Raw genomic sequence first — 19,977 nt, forward strand, 5'->3', positions numbered from 1 at the left:
TCAGCGCCCCAGATAGACTTCGATCACGCGCGGGTCGGCCTGCACCTTGCTCATCGGCCCTTCGGCCAGCACCGAGCCTTCATGCAGCACCGTCACTTTGCCGTCGCCCGCGATCTGGTTGACGAAATCCATATCGTGTTCGACCACCATCAGCGAATGCCGTCCGCGCAATTCGTTCAGCAGTTCGCCGGTGCGTTCGGTCTCGGCGTCGGTCATGCCCGCCACGGGTTCGTCCAGCAGCAGCAACTGGGGTTCCTGCATCAGCAGCATGCCGATCTCCAGCCATTGCTTCTGGCCATGCGACAGCAGGCCGGCGGGCCGCCACACCTCGGGCCGCAGCCGGATCAGGTCCAGCGTTTCGCCGATCTTGTCGGCCTGTTCGCCGGTCAGCCGCGAGAACAGCGTGGGCCGCACGCGCTTGTCGGTTTTCATCGCCAGTTCCAGGTTTTCGAACACGGTGTGCTGTTCGAACACCGTGGGCCGCTGGAACTTGCGGCCGATGCCCGCATGCGCGATCTGCGCCTCGTTCAAGGTCGCAAGGTCGATGCTCTGGCCGAAGAAGGCGGTGCCCGCCGTTGGCCGCGTCTTGCCGGTGATGACGTCCATCATCGTGGTCTTGCCCGCGCCGTTGGGGCCGATGATGCAGCGCAGTTCGCCCACGCCGATGTCCAGCGTCAGGTCGTTCAGCGCCTTGAATCCGTCGAAGCTGACGGTGATGCCTTCCAGGTACAGGATGGCGCCGTGGCTGGTATCCAGGCCTTTGGGGCTGACGCGGCCGTATCCGGCTTCGCCGCTGGGGCCGCCGTCCAGCATGGCGGATTCGGTGTGCGTGCTGGTCATGCCTTGTTCTCCTGGAAGCGGGCCGCCACGCGGCGGGCCAGGCCGACGATGCCGGTGGGCAGGAACAGCGTCACCAGCACGAAGATCAGGCCCAGCGCGTACAGCCAGTACTCGGGCAGCACGCTGGTGAACCAGGTCTTCAAGCCATTGACCGCGCCCGCGCCGATGATGGGGCCGATCAAGGTGCCGCGCCCGCCGGTGGCCACCCAGATCACCATTTCGATGGAGGTCTCGGTGGACATCTCGCTGGGGTTGATGATGCCCACCTGGGGCACGTACAAGGCCCCCGCGATGCCGCACAGCACGGCCGACAAGGTCCAGACGAAGAGCTTGAATCCCAGCGGGTCGTAACCGATGAAGCGCAGCCGGCTTTCGGCGTCGCGCACGGCGGTCAGCACGCGGCCCAGCTTGGATTGCGTGACCATGCGTGCCACGACCAAGGCGCCTGCCAGCGCCGCCAGCGTGATCCAGTACAGCGTGGCACGCGTGCCGGGCGCCGTGATGTCGAAGCCCAGGATGCGCTTGAAGTCGGTAAAGCCATTGTTGCCGCCGAAGCCCGTGTCGTTGCGGAAGAACAGCAGCATGGCGGCGAACGTCAGCGCCTGCGTGATGATCGAGAAATACACGCCCTTGATGCGCGAGCGGAAGGCGAAGTAGCCGAAGACGAACGCCAGCACGCCCGGCACCAGCACCACCAGCAGCATGGCGTACCAGAAGTGCTCGGTGAAGGACCAGTACCAGGGGTAGCGCTTCCAGTCCAGGAACACCATGAAGTCGGGCAGGTTGCTTTGGTAGACGCCGTCGCGGCCGATGGCGCGCATCAGGTACATGCCGTGCGCATAGCCGCCCAGCGCGAAGAACAGGCCGTGGCCCAGCGACAGGATGCCGGCGTAGCCCCACACCAGGTCCAACGCCAGCGCGGCCATCGCGTAGCACATGAACTTGCCCAGCAGCGCCACGGCATAGGCTGACACGTGCAACGCGTGTCCGGGCGGGAAGACGAGGTTCAAGAGGGGCAGCAACGCAAGCAGCGCCACGGCCACGGCCAGCGCCGTCCAGACGCGGCCCGAGAACAGGGGGCGTCGGGCCAGCAGGTTCAGATCGGTCAGCGCGGTCTGTTTCATTCAACGCTCCGGCCGCGGGGGGCGAACAGGCCTTGCGGCCGTTTTTGGACAAACAGCACGATGAGCACCAGGATGGTGATCTTGGCCATGACGGCGCCCGCGTAGGGCTCCAGGAATTTGTTGACGCCGCCCAGGCCCATCGCGGCGATGACGGTGCCGGCCAGCTGGCCCACGCCGCCCAGCACCACCACCATGAAGGAATCGACGATGTAGCCGCGGCCCAGGTCGGGGCCCACGTTGCCCAGCTGCGACAGGGCCACGCCGGCCAGTCCCGCGATGCCCGAGCCCAGCCCGAAGGCAAGCATGTCCACGCGCCCGGTCGGCACGCCCACGCAGTCGGCCATGCGCCGGTTCTGCGTGATGGCCCGCACGAAGAGACCCAGCCGCGTGTGGTTTAACAGCACCCACACCAGGAACACGACGAAGAATGCGAAGCCGATGATCACCAAGCGGTTGTAGGTCAGCACCAGGCCGCCCAGCACCGTGATCCCGCCCGACATCCAGCTGGGGTTGCCCACCTCCACGTTCTGCGCGCCGAACAGCGTACGTACGCCCTGCATCAGCATCAGGCTGATGCCCCAAGTGGCCAGCAGCGTTTCCAGCGGGCGGCCATAGAGCCAGCGGATGACGGTGCGTTCCAGCGCCATGCCGACCAGCGCCGTCACGACGAAGGCCAGCGGCAACGCCGCCACCACATACCAGTCCAGCCAGCCCGGCAGCCAGGCGCGGAACAGCGTCTGCACTACATACGTCACATAGGCGCCGATCATCAGCAGTTCGCCGTGCGCCATGTTGATGACGCCCATCAGGCCGAAGGTGATGGCCAGGCCCAGCGCGGCCAGCAGCAGCACGCTGCCCAGGCTGATGCCGTAGAAAAGGTTGCCCGCCCATTCGATGGTGGCCAGGTGCCGGTCGATCCGCTTCAATGCATTGGCGGCAGCCTCGCGCACGCCGGCATCGGGTTCGGCAAAGGCGCCGCCTTGTTCCTGCGTCAGCGCGGCAAGCGTGGGGCGGAAGGCGGCGTTGCTGGTGGCGCCCAGCAATTCGACGGCATGGCGCCGCTTGGCCGGGTCAGTGCTCTTCAATTCCAGATTGGCCTGCGCGATCAGGAGCGCGTCGCGCACGGCCTCGTTCTTTTCGGACGCCAGCGCTTTTTCCAGCATGGGCAGGCGGGCGGGGTCGCCAGTCTGCTGCAGGCGTCGGGCGGCGTCCAGGCGTTCATTGGGCTTGTCGGAGAACAAGCGGGAACCCGCCAGCGCGGCCTCGATGGCGCGACGCAGGCGGTTGTTGATGGTGACGGTGCTGGCGCCTGCGGGCAGGTCGACGGCCGCGCCGGTGGCGGGATCGGTGGCGCGCGTGCCGCCCGCACCGATCAGCACGCGGCCGTCGGCCGTCGCATACAGCTGGTCGTTGCCCAGCGCTTGCAGGACCGCTGCCGCACCGGGCTCGGGCAGTTGGCCCAACGCGGCAATCGCTTGCAGCTTGGCGTCGGTGTCGTCGCCGGCCAGCGGCGCAAGCAGGGCGGGATCCACGCCGGCCGCCGCCGCGGGGGCGGCCAGCAGCGGCATGGCAAGCAGCCATGCAAGAAAAGAACGACGCAAGAAGCGTGTGATTGCCGCGATGAGCATGGCTGCTGGTTCCCTTAGAGGCCTTGCTTGCTTTCGTTACCCGGGATGTACGGGCTCCAGGGTTGGGCGCGGATCGGGCCCTTGCTCTTCCACACCACGTTGAACTGACCGTCCGCCTTGATCTCGCCGATGTAGACCGGCTTGTGCAGGTGGTGGTTGGTCTTGTCCATTTCGATGGTGTAGCCGTCAGGGGCGTTGAACTTCTGGCCGCCCATGGCCGCAATTACCTTGTCCACGTCGGTGGTCTTGGCTTGCTCGACGGCCTGCTTCCACATGTGGATGCCGACGTAGGTGGCCTCCATCGGATCGTTCGTCACGACCGTGCTGGAATTGGGCAAGTTCTTGGCCTTTGCGTAGGCCTTCCACTTCTTGATGAACTCCTCGTTGACCGGGTTCTTGACCGATTCGAAGTAGTTCCAGGCGGCCAGGTGGCCGACCAGCGGCTTGGTATCCACGCCGCGCAGTTCTTCTTCACCCACCGAGAACGCCACGACCGGCACGTCGGTGGCCTTCAGGCCGGCGTTGCCCAGTTCTTTGTAGAAGGGCACGTTCGAGTCGCCGTTGATGGTGGAGATGACGGCCGTCTTGCCGCCCGTGGCGAACTTCTTGATGTTGGCCACGATGGTCTGATAGTCGGAATGGCCGAAGGGGGTGTAGACCTCGTCGATGTCGCTGTCCTTGACGCCCTTGGAATGCAGGAAGGCGCGCAGGATCTTGTTGGTGGTGCGCGGGTAGACGTAATCGGTGCCCAGCAGCACGAAGCGCTTGGCGCCGCCGCCGTCTTCGCTCATCAGGTATTCCACGGCGGGAATCGCTTGCTGGTTGGGCGCGGCGCCCGTGTAGAACACGTTCTTCTCCAGCTCTTCGCCTTCATACTGCACGGGATAGAACAGCAGCCCGTTCAATTCCTTGAACACCGGCAGCACCGACTTGCGCGACACCGAAGTCCAGCAACCGAAGACGACCGCCACCTTGTCCTGCGACAGCAGTTGGCGCGATTTCTCGGCGAACAGCGGCCAGTTCGACGCGGGGTCCACGACCACGGCTTCCAGCTTCTTGCCCATCACGCCGCCTGCGGCGTTGATTTCGTCGATGGTCATCAGCGCAACGTCCTTGAGCGACGTCTCCGAGATGGCCATCGTGCCCGACAGGGAATGCAGGATGCCGACCTTGATGGTGTCTTCGGCGGCGAGTACCTGCGGCATCCACCCGGACATGGCCAACAGGCTCACGGCGGTCAGTTGCTTTAAGGCTAGTCTGCGTTTCATGGTGACTCCTGGATGGAATGTGCCGGCCTGGCCGGCAGGAACGATCTGAACAACACCCGACAACCTGGACTTCAAAGCAAAAGGCGTGCCAAGTGCGCAGGCAGGGTCATGCCGCTGTATGAAGAGGGGGTGTTTACGCGAAGGCGCAGCGCGGCCGCGGGGCGGGTGCGCCCGGATCAAAACAGTGCCGCATGCACAAAACAGGTGCGGCGCCTGCCCGCTTGCGGTGCGTGCGAGAACGCACTGATCCAGCCCGAAAACCGCGGTTGACCCGTTATCCGGGGCGGCCTCAGAGGGGAAACGGAAAAGCCGGCCAACATGGCACGGCGATTGCTTGGGAATCCGTACTTGTATACAAGAAAGGATTCCAGCATGAATGCCGCAGCATCGCAGAAGCACCCCGTCGGTTGGACGATTGCGCAATGGCAGGCCGCCTACCGCGAAGGCGGGGCGCAGCCCGAAACGCTGTTGGCGGAGTACGCCGCCACGCCCGACGGCCCGGCGGACAACGCCTGGATACGGCGGGTGGACCGCGCCACGCTGGACGAGCAACTGGACGGGCTGCGGCTGTTGCGGCAAGCCGTGGGCGATGACCTGGCGCGATTGCCCCTGTATGGCGTGCCGTTCGCCATCAAGGACAACATCGACGCCGCGGGCTGGCCGACGACGGCTGCGTGCCCGGAGTTCGCCTACACGCCGGGCGAGGACGCGACCGTGGTGCAGCGGCTGCGCGCCGCCGGGGCCATCCTGGTCGGCAAGACCAACCTGGACCAATTCGCCACCGGCCTCGTGGGCACGCGTTCGCCGCACGGCGCCGTAGCCAATACCTTCAACCCCGACTACGTCAGCGGCGGTTCCAGCTCCGGGTCGGCGTCGGTGGTGGCGCGCGGCTTGGCGGCGTTCTCGCTGGGAACGGACACCGCGGGCTCGGGCCGCGTGCCGGCGGGGTTCAACAACATCGTCGGCTTGAAGCCGACCAAGGGCTGGTTCAGCACGGCAGGCGTGGTGCCCGCCTGCCGCACGCTGGATTGCGTGTCGATCTTCGCGTTGACCGTGGCCGACGCCGCGCTCGTGGCGGAAGTGGCCGGCGGCTTTGACGAGCGCGACCCGTATTCGCGCGCCATGCCAGCTGGCGCGTCGCTGCCGTGGCCCACGGCGCCCCGAATCGCGATCCCCGCCACGCTGGAATTCTTTGGCGACGCGCAGGCCGCCGCGGTCTTCGACGATGCCGTGCACGCATTGCAGGCTGCCGGCGCGGAAGTGGCCCCCATCGACTTCGCGCCGTTCAACGAGCTGGCCGCGCTGCTGTATCAAGGGCCGTGGGTGGCCGAGCGTTTCGCCGCCGTGGAAGCGTTGTGGAAGGACAGCCCGGACGTCATCAACCCCGTGGTGCGCGGCATCGTGGAGCAGGCGGCGAACTACAGCGCGCTGGACGCCTTCAAGGCCGAGTACCGCCGCGCCGAACTGACGCGCCAGATCCATCAGACCCTGGCGGGGTTCGACGCGTTGGTCGTGCCGACCTCCCCCTCCATCTACACGATCGCCCAACTGGAGGCCGATCCGGTCACCTTGAATTCGCGGCTGGGCGTCTACACCAACTTTGCCAACCTGGCCGACCTGTCGGCGCTGGCGGTGCCGGCGGGCATGCGCGCCGACGGCTTGCCGTCCGGCATCACGCTGATCGGCCTGGCCTGGCAGGACCGCGCGCTGGCGCAGTTCGGCAAGCTTTGGCAAGCGCAGCGCGGTCTGCCGTTGGGCGCCACCGGCGCACCGTTGCCTGCCGGCATCGCCGCCAGCCAGGCGCCGGCGGACACGATACGCGTGGCCGTGGTGGGCGCCCACTTGACGGGCATGCCGCTGAACCACCAGCTGACGTCGCGCCATGCGGTATTGGCCGAGAAGACCCGCACGGCCGCCGACTACCGCCTGTACGCGCTGGCCAACACGACGCCGCCCAAGCCCGGCCTGGTCAAGTCCGAATCCGGCGCGCCCATCGAGGTCGAGCTGTGGGATGTGCCGGTGACGGCGTTCGGCGCCTTCGTCGCCGAGATTCCCGCGCCCCTGGGCATCGGCACGCTGGAGCTGGAAGACGGCCGCCTGGTCAAGGGATTCATCTGCGAACCGCGCGGCCTGGCGGGTGCGCGGGACATCACCGCCTTTGGCGGCTGGCGCGCCTACCTGGCCAGCCTGAACGCCACCCCCCGATAACTGCCAGACCCTAAGGGAGTCGCATCGTGTTCGATACCGTTCTGATTGCCAACCGCGGCGAAATCGCCGTCCGCGCCATCCGCACCCTGAAGCGGCTGGGCATCCGCAGCGTGGCGGTGTATTCCGACCCCGACCGCAACGCGGCGCATGTGCGCGAAGCCGATGTGGCCGTTGCGCTGGGCGGCGAGAAAGCCGCCGACAGCTATCTGCGCATGGACCTGCTGCTGGCCGCGGCCCGCGAGCACGGCGCGCAGGCCATCTATCCCGGGTACGGGTTCCTGTCTGAAAGCGCGGAGTTCGCTGACGCTTGCGAAGCCGCGGGCATCGCCTTCGTGGGCCCTACGCCGTTGCAGATCCGCGAGTTCGGCCTGAAGCACCGGTCGCGTGAATTGGCGGCACAAGCAGGCGTGCCGATGACACCCGGCACGGGCCTCTTGGCCAGCCTGGGCGAAGCGCTGACGCAGGCCGAGCGCATCGGCTATCCGGTGATGCTCAAGAGCACCGCGGGCGGCGGCGGCATCGGCCTGTCGCGCTGCGAGAACGAAGCCGAGCTGACGGTGGCGTTCGACAGCGTGCAACGCATGGGCGAACACTTCTTTCGCGACGGCGGCGCGTTCATCGAACGCTATGTGGATAACGCGAGGCACGTGGAAGTGCAGATCTTCGGCGACGGCGCCGGACGCGTGCTGGCGCTGGGCGAGCGCGACTGCTCGGTGCAGCGGCGCAACCAGAAGGTCATCGAGGAAACGCCGGCGCCGCTGCTGCCTGCGGCGACCCGCAAGGCGCTGCTGGCGGCGGCCGTACAGCTGGGTGAGTCCGTGAACTACCGGTCGGCCGGCACGGTGGAATTCATCTACGACCCGGCGCGCGACAGCTTCTATTTCCTGGAGGTCAACACGCGGCTGCAGGTGGAGCACCCGGTGACGGAAGCCGTGACGGGCCTGGACCTGGTGGAATGCATGCTGCGCGTGGCCGCAGGCGAACCGCTGGACCTCGCCGCCATGTCGCGCGCGCCGCAAGGCGCGTCGATCGAAGTGCGGCTGTACGCCGAAGACCCGTTGCGCCAGTTCCAGCCATCGCCGGGCGTGCTGACCGAGGTGTCCTTTCCCAACGGCGTGCGGGTGGATGGCTGGGTCGCCACCGGCACCGAGGTGCCGGCCTTCTATGACCCCATGCTGGCCAAGCTGATCGTGCATGCGGAATCGCGCGAGGCTGCGCTGGACAAGCTGGCGGATGCGCTGGCCCGCACCCGGCTGCACGGCATCGCCACCAACCTGGACTACCTGCGCCAGATCGTGGCCGACGAACGCTTCCGCGCGGGCAAGCTGTCCACGCGGTTCCTGGAAAGCTTTGCCTACCGGCCGGCCGCCATCGAAGTGCTGGAGGCCGGCACCTACACCAGCGTGCAGGACTACCCGGGCCGCGTCGGCTATTGGGATATCGGCGTGCCGCCTTCCGGCCCGATGGACGACTACGCGTTTCGCATGGCCAACCGCATCGTCGGCAACGCGCCGGACGCCGCGGGCATCGAGGCCACGCTGGTCGGCCCCACGCTGCGCTTTCATGGCGACACCATCGTGGCGCTGACGGGCGCCGAGTGCGCTGCCACGCTGGACGGCGAGCCGGTGCCGATGTGGCAGCCCATCGCCGTGCGCTCGGGCCAGGTGCTGGCCACCGGCCGCGCGCTGTCGGGGTGCCGCAGCTATCTTGCCGTGCGCAACGGCCTGGACGTGCCGGTCTACCTGGGCAGCCGATCGACGTTCGCGCTGGGCCAGTTCGGCGGCCACGCCGGGCGCACGCTGCGCGTGGGTGACATGCTGCCGGTGGTGCGGCCGGAACTGAGCGACGGGAAAACGCCCGCGGCTGCGCCGCAGGCAGCGCCGGCCGACATGATTCCCGTCTACGGCAACACGTGGCAGATCGGCGTGCTGTACGGCCCGCACGGTGCACCGGACTTCTTCCAGCCCGAAGCCATCGAGACCTTCTTCGCCGCCGATTGGGAGGTGCACTACAACTCCAATCGGCTGGGCGTGCGACTGATCGGTCCCAAGCCCACCTGGGCCCGCGAGAACGGCGGCGAGGCCGGCCTGCATCCCTCCAACATCCACGATTGTGAATACGCCATCGGCAGCATCAATTTCACGGGCGACAGCCCCGTCATCCTGACGCGCGACGGCCCCAGCCTGGGCGGCTTCGTCTGCCCCGTCACCATTGCGCGGGCCGAACTCTGGAAGGTCGGGCAGGTCAAGCCGGGCGACCGTATCCGCTTCGTCCGCATCGACTACCCGCAGGCCGTGGCGCTGGAAGCGGCGCAGGATCAGAGCGTGGCCGCGCTGTCGGCGGCGGCGCCTGCTGTGACCGAGCCGTCGCCGGTTCCGGCGACGGTATCCGAGACCATCGTCGCGGCGTTGCCGGCGGCCGGTTCGCGCCCCTCCGTGTCGTACCGCCAGGCGGGCGACGGTTACCTGCTGCTGGAGTACGGTGACAACGTGCTCGATCTGGCGCTGCGCATGCGCATCCACCTGCTGATGGAAGCGCTTAACGCCGACCCGATCGCGGGCGTGCTGGAACTGTCGCCTGGCGTACGGTCATTGCAGATCCGCTACGACAGCCGGTTGATCCTGCAAGGCGCGCTGATTACGCGCCTGCTGGAGATCGAGGAAGGCCTGGCCGACGTGGCCACGCTGAAAGTGCCCACGCGCGTGGTCTACCTGCCGATGGCCTTCGAGGATTCGGCCACCCTGGGCGCGGTGCAGCGCTATCAGGAAACCGTGCGCGCCAGCGCGCCCTGGCTGCCGAACAATGTGGACTTCATCCAGCGCATCAATGGCCTGGCCAGCCGCGATGATGTCCGCGACATCGTGTTCGACGCCAGCTATCTGATCATGGGCCTGGGCGACGTGTACCTGGGCGCGCCTTGCGCCGTGCCGATCGACCCGCGCCACCGCTTGCTGACGTCCAAGTACAACCCCGCCCGCACCTTCACGGCCGAGGGCACCGTGGGTATCGGCGGCGTGTACATGTGCATCTACGGCATGGACTCGCCCGGCGGCTATCAACTGGTGGGCCGCACCCTGCCCATCTGGAACAAGTTCCTGAAGAACCCCGTGTTCCTGGACGGCAAGCCCTGGCTGCTGCGCTTTTTCGATCAGGTGCGCTTCTATCCGGTGACGGAGGCCGAACTGGACGTGTTGCGCGAAGACTTCCGTGAAGGCCGGGCCACGGTGCGCATCGAGGAGGAAGTGTTCGACTTCGCCGCGCACCAGCGCTTCCTGGCGGACCAGGCCGATAGCATCGCCGTGTTCCAGACGCGCCAGAAGAGCGCCTTCGACGCCGAAGTGGCGCTGTGGAAAACCGAGGATGCGGTGGTGGAGCTCGCCGTCGCCGAACCCGAGGCCGAGACAGCGCTGCGCGACGGCGAACGGCTGGTCAGCGCCGACATGTGCGGCAACATCTGGAAGATCCCCGTCCAGGTGGGCCAAAGCGTATCCGCGGGGGACACGCTGGTCGTCGTCGAGGCGATGAAGATGGAGCTATCCGTCATCGCCCCGGCCTCGGGCACCGTCACGGCCATCCGCTGCGTGCCGGGCAAGCCCGTGAATGCGGGCGATCCGCTGATCGTGCTGGCCGAAGACGCCACCTGCACCGTGGCCGGATGATGCGCCTGGAATCCGTTCAGGTCAGCCCGGCCATCCGGCAGGCGCCGGCGCTGGCCGGGTCGCTGGCCGACCAGGTCTACCAGCGCATCAAGGATGACCTGTTCGACTTCCGCATGCTGCCGGGCGAACGCTTCACCGAGGCCGATCTGGTGGCGCGGCTGGGCGTCAGCCGCACGCCGGTGCGGCTGGGCCTGGTCCGGCTGGAACGCGAAGGCTTCGTGTTGGCGCGCCCGCGCAGCGGCTGGCAAGTTCGGCCGTTCGACTTCGAACGTTTCGAAGCGCTCTACGACGTGCGCGTGGTGCTGGAGCAGGCGGCGGTCGACAAGCTGTGCGCGCGGGAAAACATGGACGACGCCGGCATCCTGGGCGCCTTGACCGACGTGTGGCTGGTGCCGCCGCCGCAACGCATCCTGGATGGCAGGCTGGTGGCGCAGCTGGACGAGGCGTTCCATTGTTCGCTGGTAGCCGCCGCCGGCAACCCCGAGATGGCGCAGATCCACCGCGACGTCACCGAAAAGATCCGCATCGTGCGGCGGCTGGACTTCACCAAGGATTTCCGCGTGGACGCCACCTACGACGAACACGCCGCCATCCTGCGCGCCGTGTTGGCGCGCCGCGCGGACGAGGCCACGCGCATGCTGCGTTCGCATATTGAAATGAGCAAGGCCGAAGTGCGCAAGATCACGCTGCACATGCTGCACGAGGCCAGGGAAAACGGGGGTGGGGGGATGACCCGTCACCCTTGCAACTGCTTATAGACCTCTTGCGACACGCGTTGCAGTTCATCCCGGCTGACGGCGCCCGATAGCGCATAGCCGAACTGTCCTTCCACCCAATAGAACACCCGCACCGGGCCTTCCTGCGTGAATTGGAAGGCGGTCTGTCCGCCTGCGGCTTCACGGGTCACGTAGAGCGTCAGGCGCTGGCCGTCGGCCGCGCCATACATGAACAGGGCCACGGGCCCGGCGCCGCCGGGAAGCAACCGGCCGCCAACCAGTTCATAACCCGCTTGCGACAGCGACGGCGCACGCATCGGCGCACCCATGCGCTTGGTCAGCCATGTCACCAGGCCTTTTTCGTTTTCGGCGCTGACTTCCACGGGGCGGCCCATGTCGGGCGCATACACCGCGTGCGCGATGGCGGCGCGTTGGGCATAGCCGCCGGCGGCGCGTTCCGGGCTGGCGGTGGCCAGCACGGTCTGCAGGTGGCGTGCGTCCATCGCGCCCCGCGTGATCCAGGCCGCGCTGGCGCTGACGGCGGCGATCGCCACGCTGGCAGCCAGGGCGCGCCACGGGAAATGGCGCGCGGGCGCTTTCAGCGGCAGCCGCAACGGCAGGGGTTCGTCCAGGACCGGGTCTAACAGGGCATGCAGCGCGCGGCGTTGCGCCTGCCAGTCGTCCACGCGGGTCTGATCCTGCGGGTGGGCCGCCAGGAAGGCGTCGACTTCCGCGCGCCGGGCAGGGGGCAACTGGCCGTCCGCATAGGCATGCAGATCGGCTTCGGTGATGGGGGTGCCCGTGCCGGGGACGGGATGAAGGTGTTTGTCGTTCATGTCATTTCACGCGATGCAGCCGGCTGACGGTGTCGCGCCCCTGCATCAGTGCGCCCAGTTTTTCACGGGCGCGCGACAGCCGGGACATGACCGTGCCGATGGGCACGTCCAAGACCTGGGCGGTCTCCTGATAGGACAGGTCTTCCACGCAAATCAGCAACAGCACTTCCCGCTGCTCGGCCGGCAGGGCTTGCAGGCAGCGGTCCAGGTCGCGCACCTCCAGGTGGTCGGTCTGCGTGGCGCGCACCGGGACGTCGGGCAGGTCGCCCGGAGCAGTCTGATCCGCCCGCCGGTTGCTGGCGCGCACGCCGTCGATGAAATGGTTATGCATGATGCCGAACATCCAGGCGCGGAGTTCTCCGCGCCGTTGCCATCGCGAATAGCGGCTCCATGCGCGCTCGAGCGTGTCCTGGACCAGGTCGTCGGCCCGGTGAAGGTCGCCCGTCAGCCCGCGGGCGTAACGCCGCAGGCTGGGGATGCAAGCCAGGATCAGGGCTTCGTCTTCGGCGCGCATGGTCTCTGGGACAACGGGGCGGGGCAGGCCGGCTCAGGGCTTGATGACGTGCCAGACTTCCTTGAAGTTGTCGCCGGTCTTGTCGCCCGGCTTGGCGTCCTTGGCATAAAGGTAGATGGGCTTGCCCTTATGGGCCCACTGCTTGGAGCCGTCGTCACGGGTAATGACGGTCAGGTCGCCCATGGGTTTGGCGTCGGCGGCGGCGGTGACGGGGGGCCAGATCTTGGCGCACTGGTCGTTGCAGGCGCTTTTGCCTCCGGCGTCCTTATCGAAGGTGTAGAGCGTCATGCCCGCGCTGTTGACCAGGATGCCATCCTGGGTCTTGACGGCCTGGGCGTGGGCGCCGGCCGAGAACAGGGCGGCGGAACCGAGAACCAGGGCGGCGGCGATGTGATTGCGCATGTTGTGCCTCGTAGATAGGAAAGTGGGGGACTGCCCTCTACAGACGCCGGCCGGCGCGGTGTTATTCCGCCCTGGCCAAAAGAATTTGCAAAGGTCAGCCGGCCGGCCGGACAGCGCCGGGTTCGTAACGCATTTCAAATTCCAGCGGGGTCTCCTCGACGGGGGTGAAGCCCAGCGACTCGTAAAGGCGTTGGGCGGGGTTGCCTTTCAACACGCTCAGGGTGACGGGCGCGCCTTCCGCGTCCGCCTGGTCCAGCACGCCTTCCAGCAGACGGCGGCCCAAGCCTTGGCCTTGAAATGCCGGGTCGATCTGGATCTGCACGATGCGCCAGCCCGCCGGATCGCGGTAGTGCTTGAACAAGCCGGCGGGCCGGCCGTCCAGCCAGACGATCTGGGCGTCGTCGAAGTGGTAACGGATGCGGGCCAGATGGTGCTCATCATCCAGCGGCGCGCCGGCGCGGTGCAAGTGTTCCTGCATGGTGGCTTTGCGCAGCGCCAGCAGAAAAGGCAGATCGTCGTCGGAGGCGGGTTGCAACGCCAGGGAGTGGGTCAAGGTCATGGGACTAGGGGGGCGGGGGAGGGTTTGCGTTTGGCCGACTTGCCGGCTTGATGTATCAGGTTATAGAGCTGTTGGGCGGCGGGCGCCAGGGGGCGGCCGCGGCGGGCGATCAGCCCGAGCGTGCGCGTGACGCGCGGATGTTCCAGCTTGACGCTGGTCAGCGTGGCGTGGCCCGCTTGCGGCATGGCCAGTTGCGGTACGGCGGCCACGCCCAGACCGGCTTCCACCAGCCCCAGCAGCGTCATGATGTGGCTGACCTCGAATGCGCTGACCGTGCGTTTGCCGCTTTTGGCCAGTGCATCGTCGATCAGCAGGCGGTTTCCGCTTTCCTTGGCGACCGTCATGAAGCGTTCCTGCGAGAGCGCCTCCCACGACACGCTGCGACGGCTGGCCAGCGGATGGTCGCGGCGCACCGCCAGCACAAAGTCTTCGCGCAGCACCGCCTTGAAATCGACGTCCGGCTCCTGAGTGCCGAAAAAACTGATGCCAAAGTCGGCGCGGCCGGTCACCACGCTGTTCAGTACGGTATTGGCGGTTTCGTCGATGATGCGCACGCGGATGCGGGGAAAGCGTTCGGTGTAGGCGCGGATCACGGACGGCAGAAAGTAATAGGCAACGGACGGCACGCAGGCCACGGTCACCAGCCCGCCACGCTGCGCCGCCAGGTCGCCGATGCTGAGCACGGCGCTTTCCAATTCGTCGATGGCAGTACGGGCGCGTTCGAGGAAGACGCGTCCGACTTGCGTCAACGCCACGCGCCGCGTGGTGCGTTCCAAAAGACGCGCGCCCAGGATGCTCTCCAGCTTGTCGATACGGCGGCTGAGCGCAGGTTGCGACAGGTGCAGGTCGTCGGCGGCGGCGCGAAAGCTGGCGCGTTCCGCCACGGCCACGAAGGCCTGCAATTCCTGCAAATCAAAATTGATGCGTGCCATGCATTAATCCATCCGTAAGTTGCAATTCAAATAATAGCCGCACCGTCGCAGAATGGCGTCCATGGAAACCGTAATCCCTTGCGTACTGATGCGCGGCGGCACGTCGCGCGGCCCCTTTTTCTTGGGCGACTGGCTGCCGGCAGACCCCGTCCAGCGCGACCAGCTGCTGCTGAACGCCATGGGCTCGCCCCATGCCTTGCAGGTCGACGGCATCGGCGGCGGCAACACGCTGACCAGCAAAGTCGCGATCGTGTCGCGTTCGACGCGTCCCGATTGCGATATCGACTATCTGTTTGCGCAGGTGTCGGTAGACCGCGCCACCGTCGATACGCGGCCCAACTGCGGCAACATGCTGTCGGGCGCCGCGCCCTTTGCGATCGAAGAAGGGCTCATCGCGGCGTGTCACGGCGAGACCCCGGTTCGGGTGCACAACGTCAACACGGGCGCGGTCATCGAAGCGGTGGTGCAAACCCCGGGTGGCCGCCTGACCTACGAAGGTGACGCGCGTATCGACGGCGTGGCCGGCGCCGCGGCGCCCGTACGCTTGAATTTCCTGGATGCCTGGGGCGCGGTCACCGGCAAGCTGTTTCCCAGCGGATTGCGCCGCGAGACGGTAGACGGCGTTGTGGTCACGCTGATCGACGCCGCCATGCCCATGGTGTTGATGCGCGCCCAGGATTTCGGCCTGCGCGGCGATGAAACGCCCGCGCAACTGGATGCCGATGCCGCGCTGCTGCAACGCGTGGAGCGAATTCGCCTGGAGGCGGGCCGCCGGATGGGCCTGGGTGATGTTTCCCAAAGCGTCATCCCCAAACCCGTGTTGCTGGCGCCGTCGGATGCCTCCGGCGGGCTGGCGTTGCGTTCTCGGTATTTCACGCCGCATGCGTGCCATCGGTCGCATGCGGCGACGGGGGCCGTGGGGGTGGCAAGCGCGTTCCTCATGTCCGGTACGGTGGCGCATGATTGCGGCGGCCCGGCCATGCAGACGGGCTATCGCAGCGTGCGTATCGAACATCCGTCAGGCGTCATGGATATCGATGTAGAGCTGGACCCCGCAAGCGGCGTCGTGCGCGCGGCCGGCCTGGTGCGCACGGCCCGCAAGATTATGAAAGGCCTGTTGTACGTCCCGGGCCACTATGTTCTGGCTGGCGCGCAAGGCAGCCAGGAGGCGCGCGCCGCCGCCTAGTTGCGGGGGACGACGCAAGCGATACGTCTTGACCTTTGAAGCGGCCCGCAAAGAGGCCCCTTACACAAAAGCCGATGTTCCCTCTGGAGACAAATCATGAAATACCCTTCCCTGAAGACCGCCTGCGCCGCGGCGCTGCTGCTGGCGCTGAGCGCAACGGCGCATGCCGCTTATCCCGAACGCCCGATCACGTTGGTCGTGCCTACCGCCGCCGGCGGCGGCAATGATGTGTTGGCGCGCGTGGTGGGCCAGAAGGTGGGTGAGCTGCTGGGCCAGACCGTCATCGTCGTGAACAAGCCTGGGGCTCAGGGGGCAATCGCCTCCGACTACGTGGCGCGCCAGCCCGCCGACGGCTACACCTTGATACTCGGCTATATCGGCACGCACGGGATCAACCCGGCCCTGCAGAAGCTGAATTACGACCCGGTCAAGGACTTCACCCCCATCGGCATGGTGGCGGACTCCCCCACCATCATGGTCGTGACCAGCCGCCTGCCGGTGCACGACGTGGCGGGTCTGGTGAAGTACGGCCATGACCATCCCGAGGCGCTCAGCTTCGCGTCCGCCGGGCCTGGCACCGCGCCGGCGATCGCGGGTGAACTCTTCAACATGGCAACCGGCACGCAGATGCTGGACGTGCCGTACAAAGGCTCGGCGCCTGCCTTGACCGATACGCTTTCCGGCACCACGCAGGTAATGTTTCCCAGTTTGTTCAGCGTGTACCCGCACCTGAAGTCCGGCATGATCCAGGCGCTAGCGGTGGCGGGTTCCCGCCGCACGGCGGCGCTGCCTGACTTGCCCACGCTGGCTGAAGCCGGCGTGCCGGGGGTGGATGTGCCGCAGTGGTACGCGATCTTCGCGCCGGCCAAGGCGGATGCAGCGGTGGTCGTCACGTTGAACACCGCCTTGAATCAGGCCTTGGCGGATCCTGCAGTCGTGAAGAAGATCGGCGAACAAGGCGCCGAGGTGCGCCGCAGCACGCCCGCAGAATTGGGCGCCTTCGTCGAAAGCGAAGCCGTACGCTGGAAGCAATTGGCGGCCAGCCGGCAGTTGGCGGCCCGGTAGCCAGGCGTCGTCGTTGATGCGGTGGGCAGGGCGGCCAATGCCTTGCGCATCATGCGCTGGGCAGGAGGGCGAGTCCCTCCGCATCAAAATTCTTCAAATTCGGGAACACCAGCCGCAATTCCTCGCGGCCGGCGCCGAACCAGCGCCCGAGCGATGCGCCCAGCTGATCCACCGCCAGCGTCGGCAGCAGGCGGCCGTTGTCCACGAATCCGGGGCCGTCCAGGGCGATCTCGGGGTGCGTGCCGTAAGTGCGGCCACCATTGACCGCGCCGCCCAGCACCAGATGGTGCGAACCCCAGCCGTGGTCTGACCCATTGCCGTTGGACCCCAGCGTGCGGCCGAACTCGGACGCTGTGAAGGTGGTGACCTGATCCACCACGCCCAGTGTCGTCAACGCCTGTTGGAATACCGCCAAGGATTGCCCCAATTCCCGCAGCAAGGCCGGGTGCGTGTCATTCAACCCGGTGTGGTTGTCATAGCCGTTCTGCGATACGAAGAACACCTGTCGCCGTGCACCCAAGGCTTGGCGCGCGCCGATGATGCGCGCCACGATCTTTAACTGCTGCGCTAGCGGCGATCCGAAATCGCCTGGCACCGCCACATCGGCCAGCGCCGCGCGCAAGCGGGTGTCGGCATCAATGGATTGCGCGGCGATGCGGGAGAGCTCGCGTTCCATCAGGTGCTCGCGCGGCTGCGTGATCAGTTGTCGAAGCAGCGCCGTGCAGGCGCTGGAGCCGTACATGTCACGGTGCAGCAGTTCGATCGGCGTAGATCCGTTGATGCCCACGCGGTATCCGGCGACCTTGTGCCCGGCCAGCAGCACCGTGCTGCCGCCTGCCGTGATGCCGGTAAAGGTGCGCTGCGCGTTCGCGCTGGCGAACAAGTCCGTGAGCCGGCCGCCCCAGCCGGATGATGCGCCTTCGGGCGCCAGCGCCTGCCAATACGATTGCTGGTCGTTATGCGAAAACAGCTTGGGCGGCAATGGCACGCGGGCGCTGATGTACTCCGCCTTGGATGTGGGGACCACCAGTGGCCCCACATTCAACAGCACTGCCATCTGGCCGTTTTCGTACAGCGGCGCAAGTGGGGCCAGCGCGGGCGCCAGCGCAAACTGCGCACCGCCCGGCGCGGCCGCCTTGCCGCGCAGCGCGGTGGCGCGCAGCGTGTCGCGCCGCAAGGCAATGTCAGTGCGCGCGGCGGCGTAGGCGCGGTACGCGGCATCGTCAAAGGGTACCAGCGTATTGAAGGGGTCGTTGCCGCCGTACAGGAATACGCATACCAGCGCCTTGTAAGCGGGCGGGGCGGACTGCGCGGCGGCTGCGCCCAGCGCGGCAAGGTTCAGCGCCAGGGGCGCGGCCGCGCCCGTCGCGCCCAAGGCGCAGGCGCGCAACAGAAAGGCGCGGCGGTCGGCATCGTGGGGCTGCGTCATTTCTGCACCAGGTATTCAGGGGTGGACGCCACCAGCAATATCGCGGCGCGCACGCGGTCGCGCGGCCGGCTGGCGGGCAGGCTGCCGACGGCGTCGGCAATGGCCCGTGCCGTCTGCGCGCTGAACGCATCGCCCGCCAACAGCAGCACGACGCGCGCCACCAGCGCCTGCGGGTCATTGGCCAGCGCGACTTCCGGCGCATAGGACGTCTGCAAGTCTTCCCACCCCCGGTCGGCGTAGATGGCCAAAAAATTCAGATAACCGGCAATGCTGGTCTCGTCCGTGATCTGCATTTCGGGCGCCACCAGATGCCGTCTGGCCAGTTCCGTGACGGGCGGCGTATAGCGGGGGCGGAAGAAATTGAACACCGTGGCCGACCGCATCGGGCTTTGCGCCAGCCGTATCGTGTTGTCCGTCGTGTCGGGCATGGCCCAGGCGCCGTTGGTGGAGGTCGCCCCGAAGGCGCGCGCCCAGCTTGAGAAGCGCAGGATGGGTTCGCGCACCTTGCCCCAGGCGGGGTCGTTCAGGTCAGGGTTGCGCGCTTCCGGGTCCAGCAGGATCGCGCGCACCACCGACTTGAGGTTGCCGCGCACGCCCTTGCCGTCGTCATTGAACGCGGCCGACACACGCGCCACATACGCGGGGCTGGGATTGCTGGTCACCAGCCGCTGGATCAGTTGCATGCCGATGAATGGGCCCACGTTCGGATGCGCGCAGATGACGTCCATGGCGCGCTTGAGCGACAGGTGCCCATCCGTACCCGGTGGGATCACTGCGCCCAGAAAGCGCTTTTCCGTCATCGAGTGCAGCGCGTTGTTCAAGGCCATCGGCCGCCGGTGGAATTCCACATCCGTCTCCGGCCCGTTGATGTCCCATCCCGTGAACACCTTGGCCAGCCCCTGGACATCGGCATTCGTGTACGTTTCGACCGGGGCGCCGTCCACCTTCCTGACCGTGCCGTCCGGGGCCAGTTCCAGCAGACCGATGCTGAACAGCTGCATGACCTCGCGCGCGTAGTTCTCGTCCGGGTGGCGCCCGGTCTTGGGATCTTCCTTGCGGTTGCCGCGATAGGTCAGCATGCAACCCATCGACAGGTTCTTGGTAACGGCGGTCAGCAAGTCCTGGTAATTGCCCAATGCGTGCTCGGCCAGCAGGTCCATGAAACCCGCCGCGCCGAACAGCGGCCACGACGCCGTGATGGATTGCACCCCAACGACGAAGATCTCGGACAGCGCGAACGCCACGCGCGTGCGCACCTGGTCTTGCGCGCTGATGAACTTGCGCCACAGCGTGGATTCCAGTGGGGCGTTGATACCGTTGCCCTTGAAAGCCTCGGTGTTCTTCCTCTGTTGCAGCAGCCAGTCGAAATGGGTCTGCGAAGGCGGCATCGCCAACTGCGCGTCCAGCCACGCGGCATACCCGTCGCGCACCACGGCGTCGATCTGGGACGGCGTGGGCCCGAAGGTGGCTTGCGCCAGAAAGCGCGACGCCTGGCCTGGGGTGACGGTCATCGCAAGCCTCTCGTCGAATGCGAAAACCTACGGTACTAAAAGCGCCGGGCGGCGTTCAATACCGTCATTCGGACGAGAGGCTTAATCCAAAAGCATGAGA

16 protein-coding genes are annotated in these 19,977 nt (G+C 66.8%); 5 read left to right on the plus strand and 11 right to left on the minus strand.

Annotated features, from left to right (window positions below; all coding sequences use genetic code 11):
• Genes urtD through urtA form a run of 4 tightly spaced genes read right to left on the minus strand, consistent with a single transcriptional unit; the run spans position 1 to position 4,860 of the window.
• Positions 1-840 (minus strand): urea ABC transporter ATP-binding protein UrtD, encoded by an 840-nt coding sequence (gene urtD / locus CEY09_RS17110; protein ID WP_088589558.1) that lies wholly within the window; start codon positions 838-840, stop codon positions 1-3.
• Positions 837-1,964, minus strand: a complete 1,128-nt coding sequence (gene urtC / locus CEY09_RS17115) for an urea ABC transporter permease subunit UrtC (RefSeq protein WP_006222649.1) — start codon at positions 1,962-1,964, stop codon at positions 837-839. The genes urtD and urtC overlap by 4 nt, the downstream gene beginning before the upstream one ends.
• Positions 1,961-3,592 carry an urea ABC transporter permease subunit UrtB gene (gene urtB, locus CEY09_RS17120; protein ID WP_088589559.1) on the minus strand — a complete coding sequence of 544 codons (1,632 nt, stop codon included), beginning with the start codon at positions 3,590-3,592 and terminating at the stop codon, positions 1,961-1,963. The genes urtC and urtB overlap by 4 nt, the downstream gene beginning before the upstream one ends.
• 14 nt (positions 3,593-3,606) lie before the next feature.
• Positions 3,607-4,860, minus strand: a complete 1,254-nt coding sequence (gene urtA / locus CEY09_RS17125; RefSeq protein ID WP_088589560.1) for an urea ABC transporter substrate-binding protein — start codon at positions 4,858-4,860, stop codon at positions 3,607-3,609.
• 372 nt (positions 4,861-5,232) lie between these two features.
• Between urtA and atzF the strand changes: the two genes are divergently transcribed.
• From atzF to CEY09_RS17140, 3 genes are read left to right on the plus strand one after another with little or no spacing between them, the layout of a single operon-like run.
• Positions 5,233-7,068, plus strand: coding sequence for an allophanate hydrolase (atzF, locus tag CEY09_RS17130; RefSeq protein WP_088589561.1), 1,836 nt, complete (start codon positions 5,233-5,235; stop codon positions 7,066-7,068).
• 26 nt (positions 7,069-7,094) lie between these two features.
• Positions 7,095-10,727, plus strand: coding sequence for an urea carboxylase (gene uca, locus CEY09_RS17135; protein ID WP_088589562.1), 3,633 nt, complete (start codon positions 7,095-7,097; stop codon positions 10,725-10,727).
• A complete protein-coding gene (locus CEY09_RS17140; RefSeq protein ID WP_088589563.1) occupies positions 10,724-11,485 on the plus strand; it encodes a GntR family transcriptional regulator in 762 nt (253 codons plus the stop codon). The genes uca and CEY09_RS17140 overlap by 4 nt, the downstream gene beginning before the upstream one ends.
• Here CEY09_RS17140 and CEY09_RS17145 read toward each other — a convergent pair.
• The 5 genes from CEY09_RS17145 to CEY09_RS17165 all read right to left on the minus strand — a co-directional run bounded on the left by CEY09_RS17145 (position 11,464) and on the right by CEY09_RS17165 (position 14,686).
• Positions 11,464-12,279: an anti-sigma factor family protein gene (locus CEY09_RS17145; RefSeq protein WP_088589564.1), complete on the minus strand. Its 816-nt coding sequence runs from the start codon at positions 12,277-12,279 to the stop codon at positions 11,464-11,466. The genes CEY09_RS17140 and CEY09_RS17145 overlap by 22 nt on opposite strands.
• A gap of 1 nt (position 12,280) precedes the next feature.
• Positions 12,281-12,793, minus strand: coding sequence for an RNA polymerase sigma factor (locus tag CEY09_RS17150; protein WP_088589565.1), 513 nt, complete (start codon positions 12,791-12,793; stop codon positions 12,281-12,283).
• Between the two features lie 33 nt (positions 12,794-12,826).
• Positions 12,827-13,195, minus strand: a complete 369-nt coding sequence (locus CEY09_RS17155) for a COG4315 family predicted lipoprotein (RefSeq protein ID WP_006222657.1) — start codon at positions 13,193-13,195, stop codon at positions 12,827-12,829.
• Positions 13,196-13,289: 94 nt separating this feature from the next.
• Positions 13,290-13,754, minus strand: a complete 465-nt coding sequence (locus CEY09_RS17160; protein ID WP_088589566.1) for a GNAT family N-acetyltransferase — start codon at positions 13,752-13,754, stop codon at positions 13,290-13,292.
• Positions 13,751-14,686, minus strand: coding sequence for a LysR family transcriptional regulator (locus CEY09_RS17165; protein ID WP_088589567.1), 936 nt, complete (start codon positions 14,684-14,686; stop codon positions 13,751-13,753). Before CEY09_RS17165 ends, CEY09_RS17160 begins: the two co-directional genes overlap by 4 nt.
• A 61-nt stretch (positions 14,687-14,747) precedes the next feature.
• Here CEY09_RS17165 and CEY09_RS17170 point away from each other — a divergent pair, with 61 nt between their 5' ends.
• Both CEY09_RS17170 and CEY09_RS17175 read left to right on the plus strand, forming a co-directional pair.
• Positions 14,748-15,872, plus strand: coding sequence for a 4-oxalomesaconate tautomerase (locus tag CEY09_RS17170; protein WP_088589635.1), 1,125 nt, complete (start codon positions 14,748-14,750; stop codon positions 15,870-15,872).
• Between the two features lie 96 nt (positions 15,873-15,968).
• Complete coding sequence (locus CEY09_RS17175) at positions 15,969-16,937, plus strand: tripartite tricarboxylate transporter substrate binding protein (protein ID WP_088589568.1); 969 nt, start codon at positions 15,969-15,971, stop codon at positions 16,935-16,937.
• Positions 16,938-16,986: 49 nt separating this feature from the next.
• Here CEY09_RS17175 and CEY09_RS17180 read toward each other — a convergent pair whose 3' ends face one another.
• Together CEY09_RS17180 and CEY09_RS17185 are read right to left on the minus strand one after the other, a co-directional pair.
• Positions 16,987-18,366 (minus strand): DUF1501 domain-containing protein, encoded by a 1,380-nt coding sequence (locus CEY09_RS17180; RefSeq protein WP_088589569.1) that lies wholly within the window; start codon positions 18,364-18,366, stop codon positions 16,987-16,989.
• Entirely contained in the window at positions 18,363-19,877 is a 1,515-nt protein-coding gene (locus tag CEY09_RS17185) for a DUF1800 domain-containing protein (protein ID WP_088589570.1), read from the minus strand. The genes CEY09_RS17180 and CEY09_RS17185 overlap by 4 nt, the downstream gene beginning before the upstream one ends.
• Between the last annotated feature and the right edge of the window lie 100 nt (positions 19,878-19,977).

Origin of the sequence: Achromobacter marplatensis, from assembly GCF_002209535.1 — a bacterium.
Taxonomy (GTDB): Bacteria; Pseudomonadota; Gammaproteobacteria; order Burkholderiales; family Burkholderiaceae_B; genus Achromobacter; species Achromobacter marplatensis.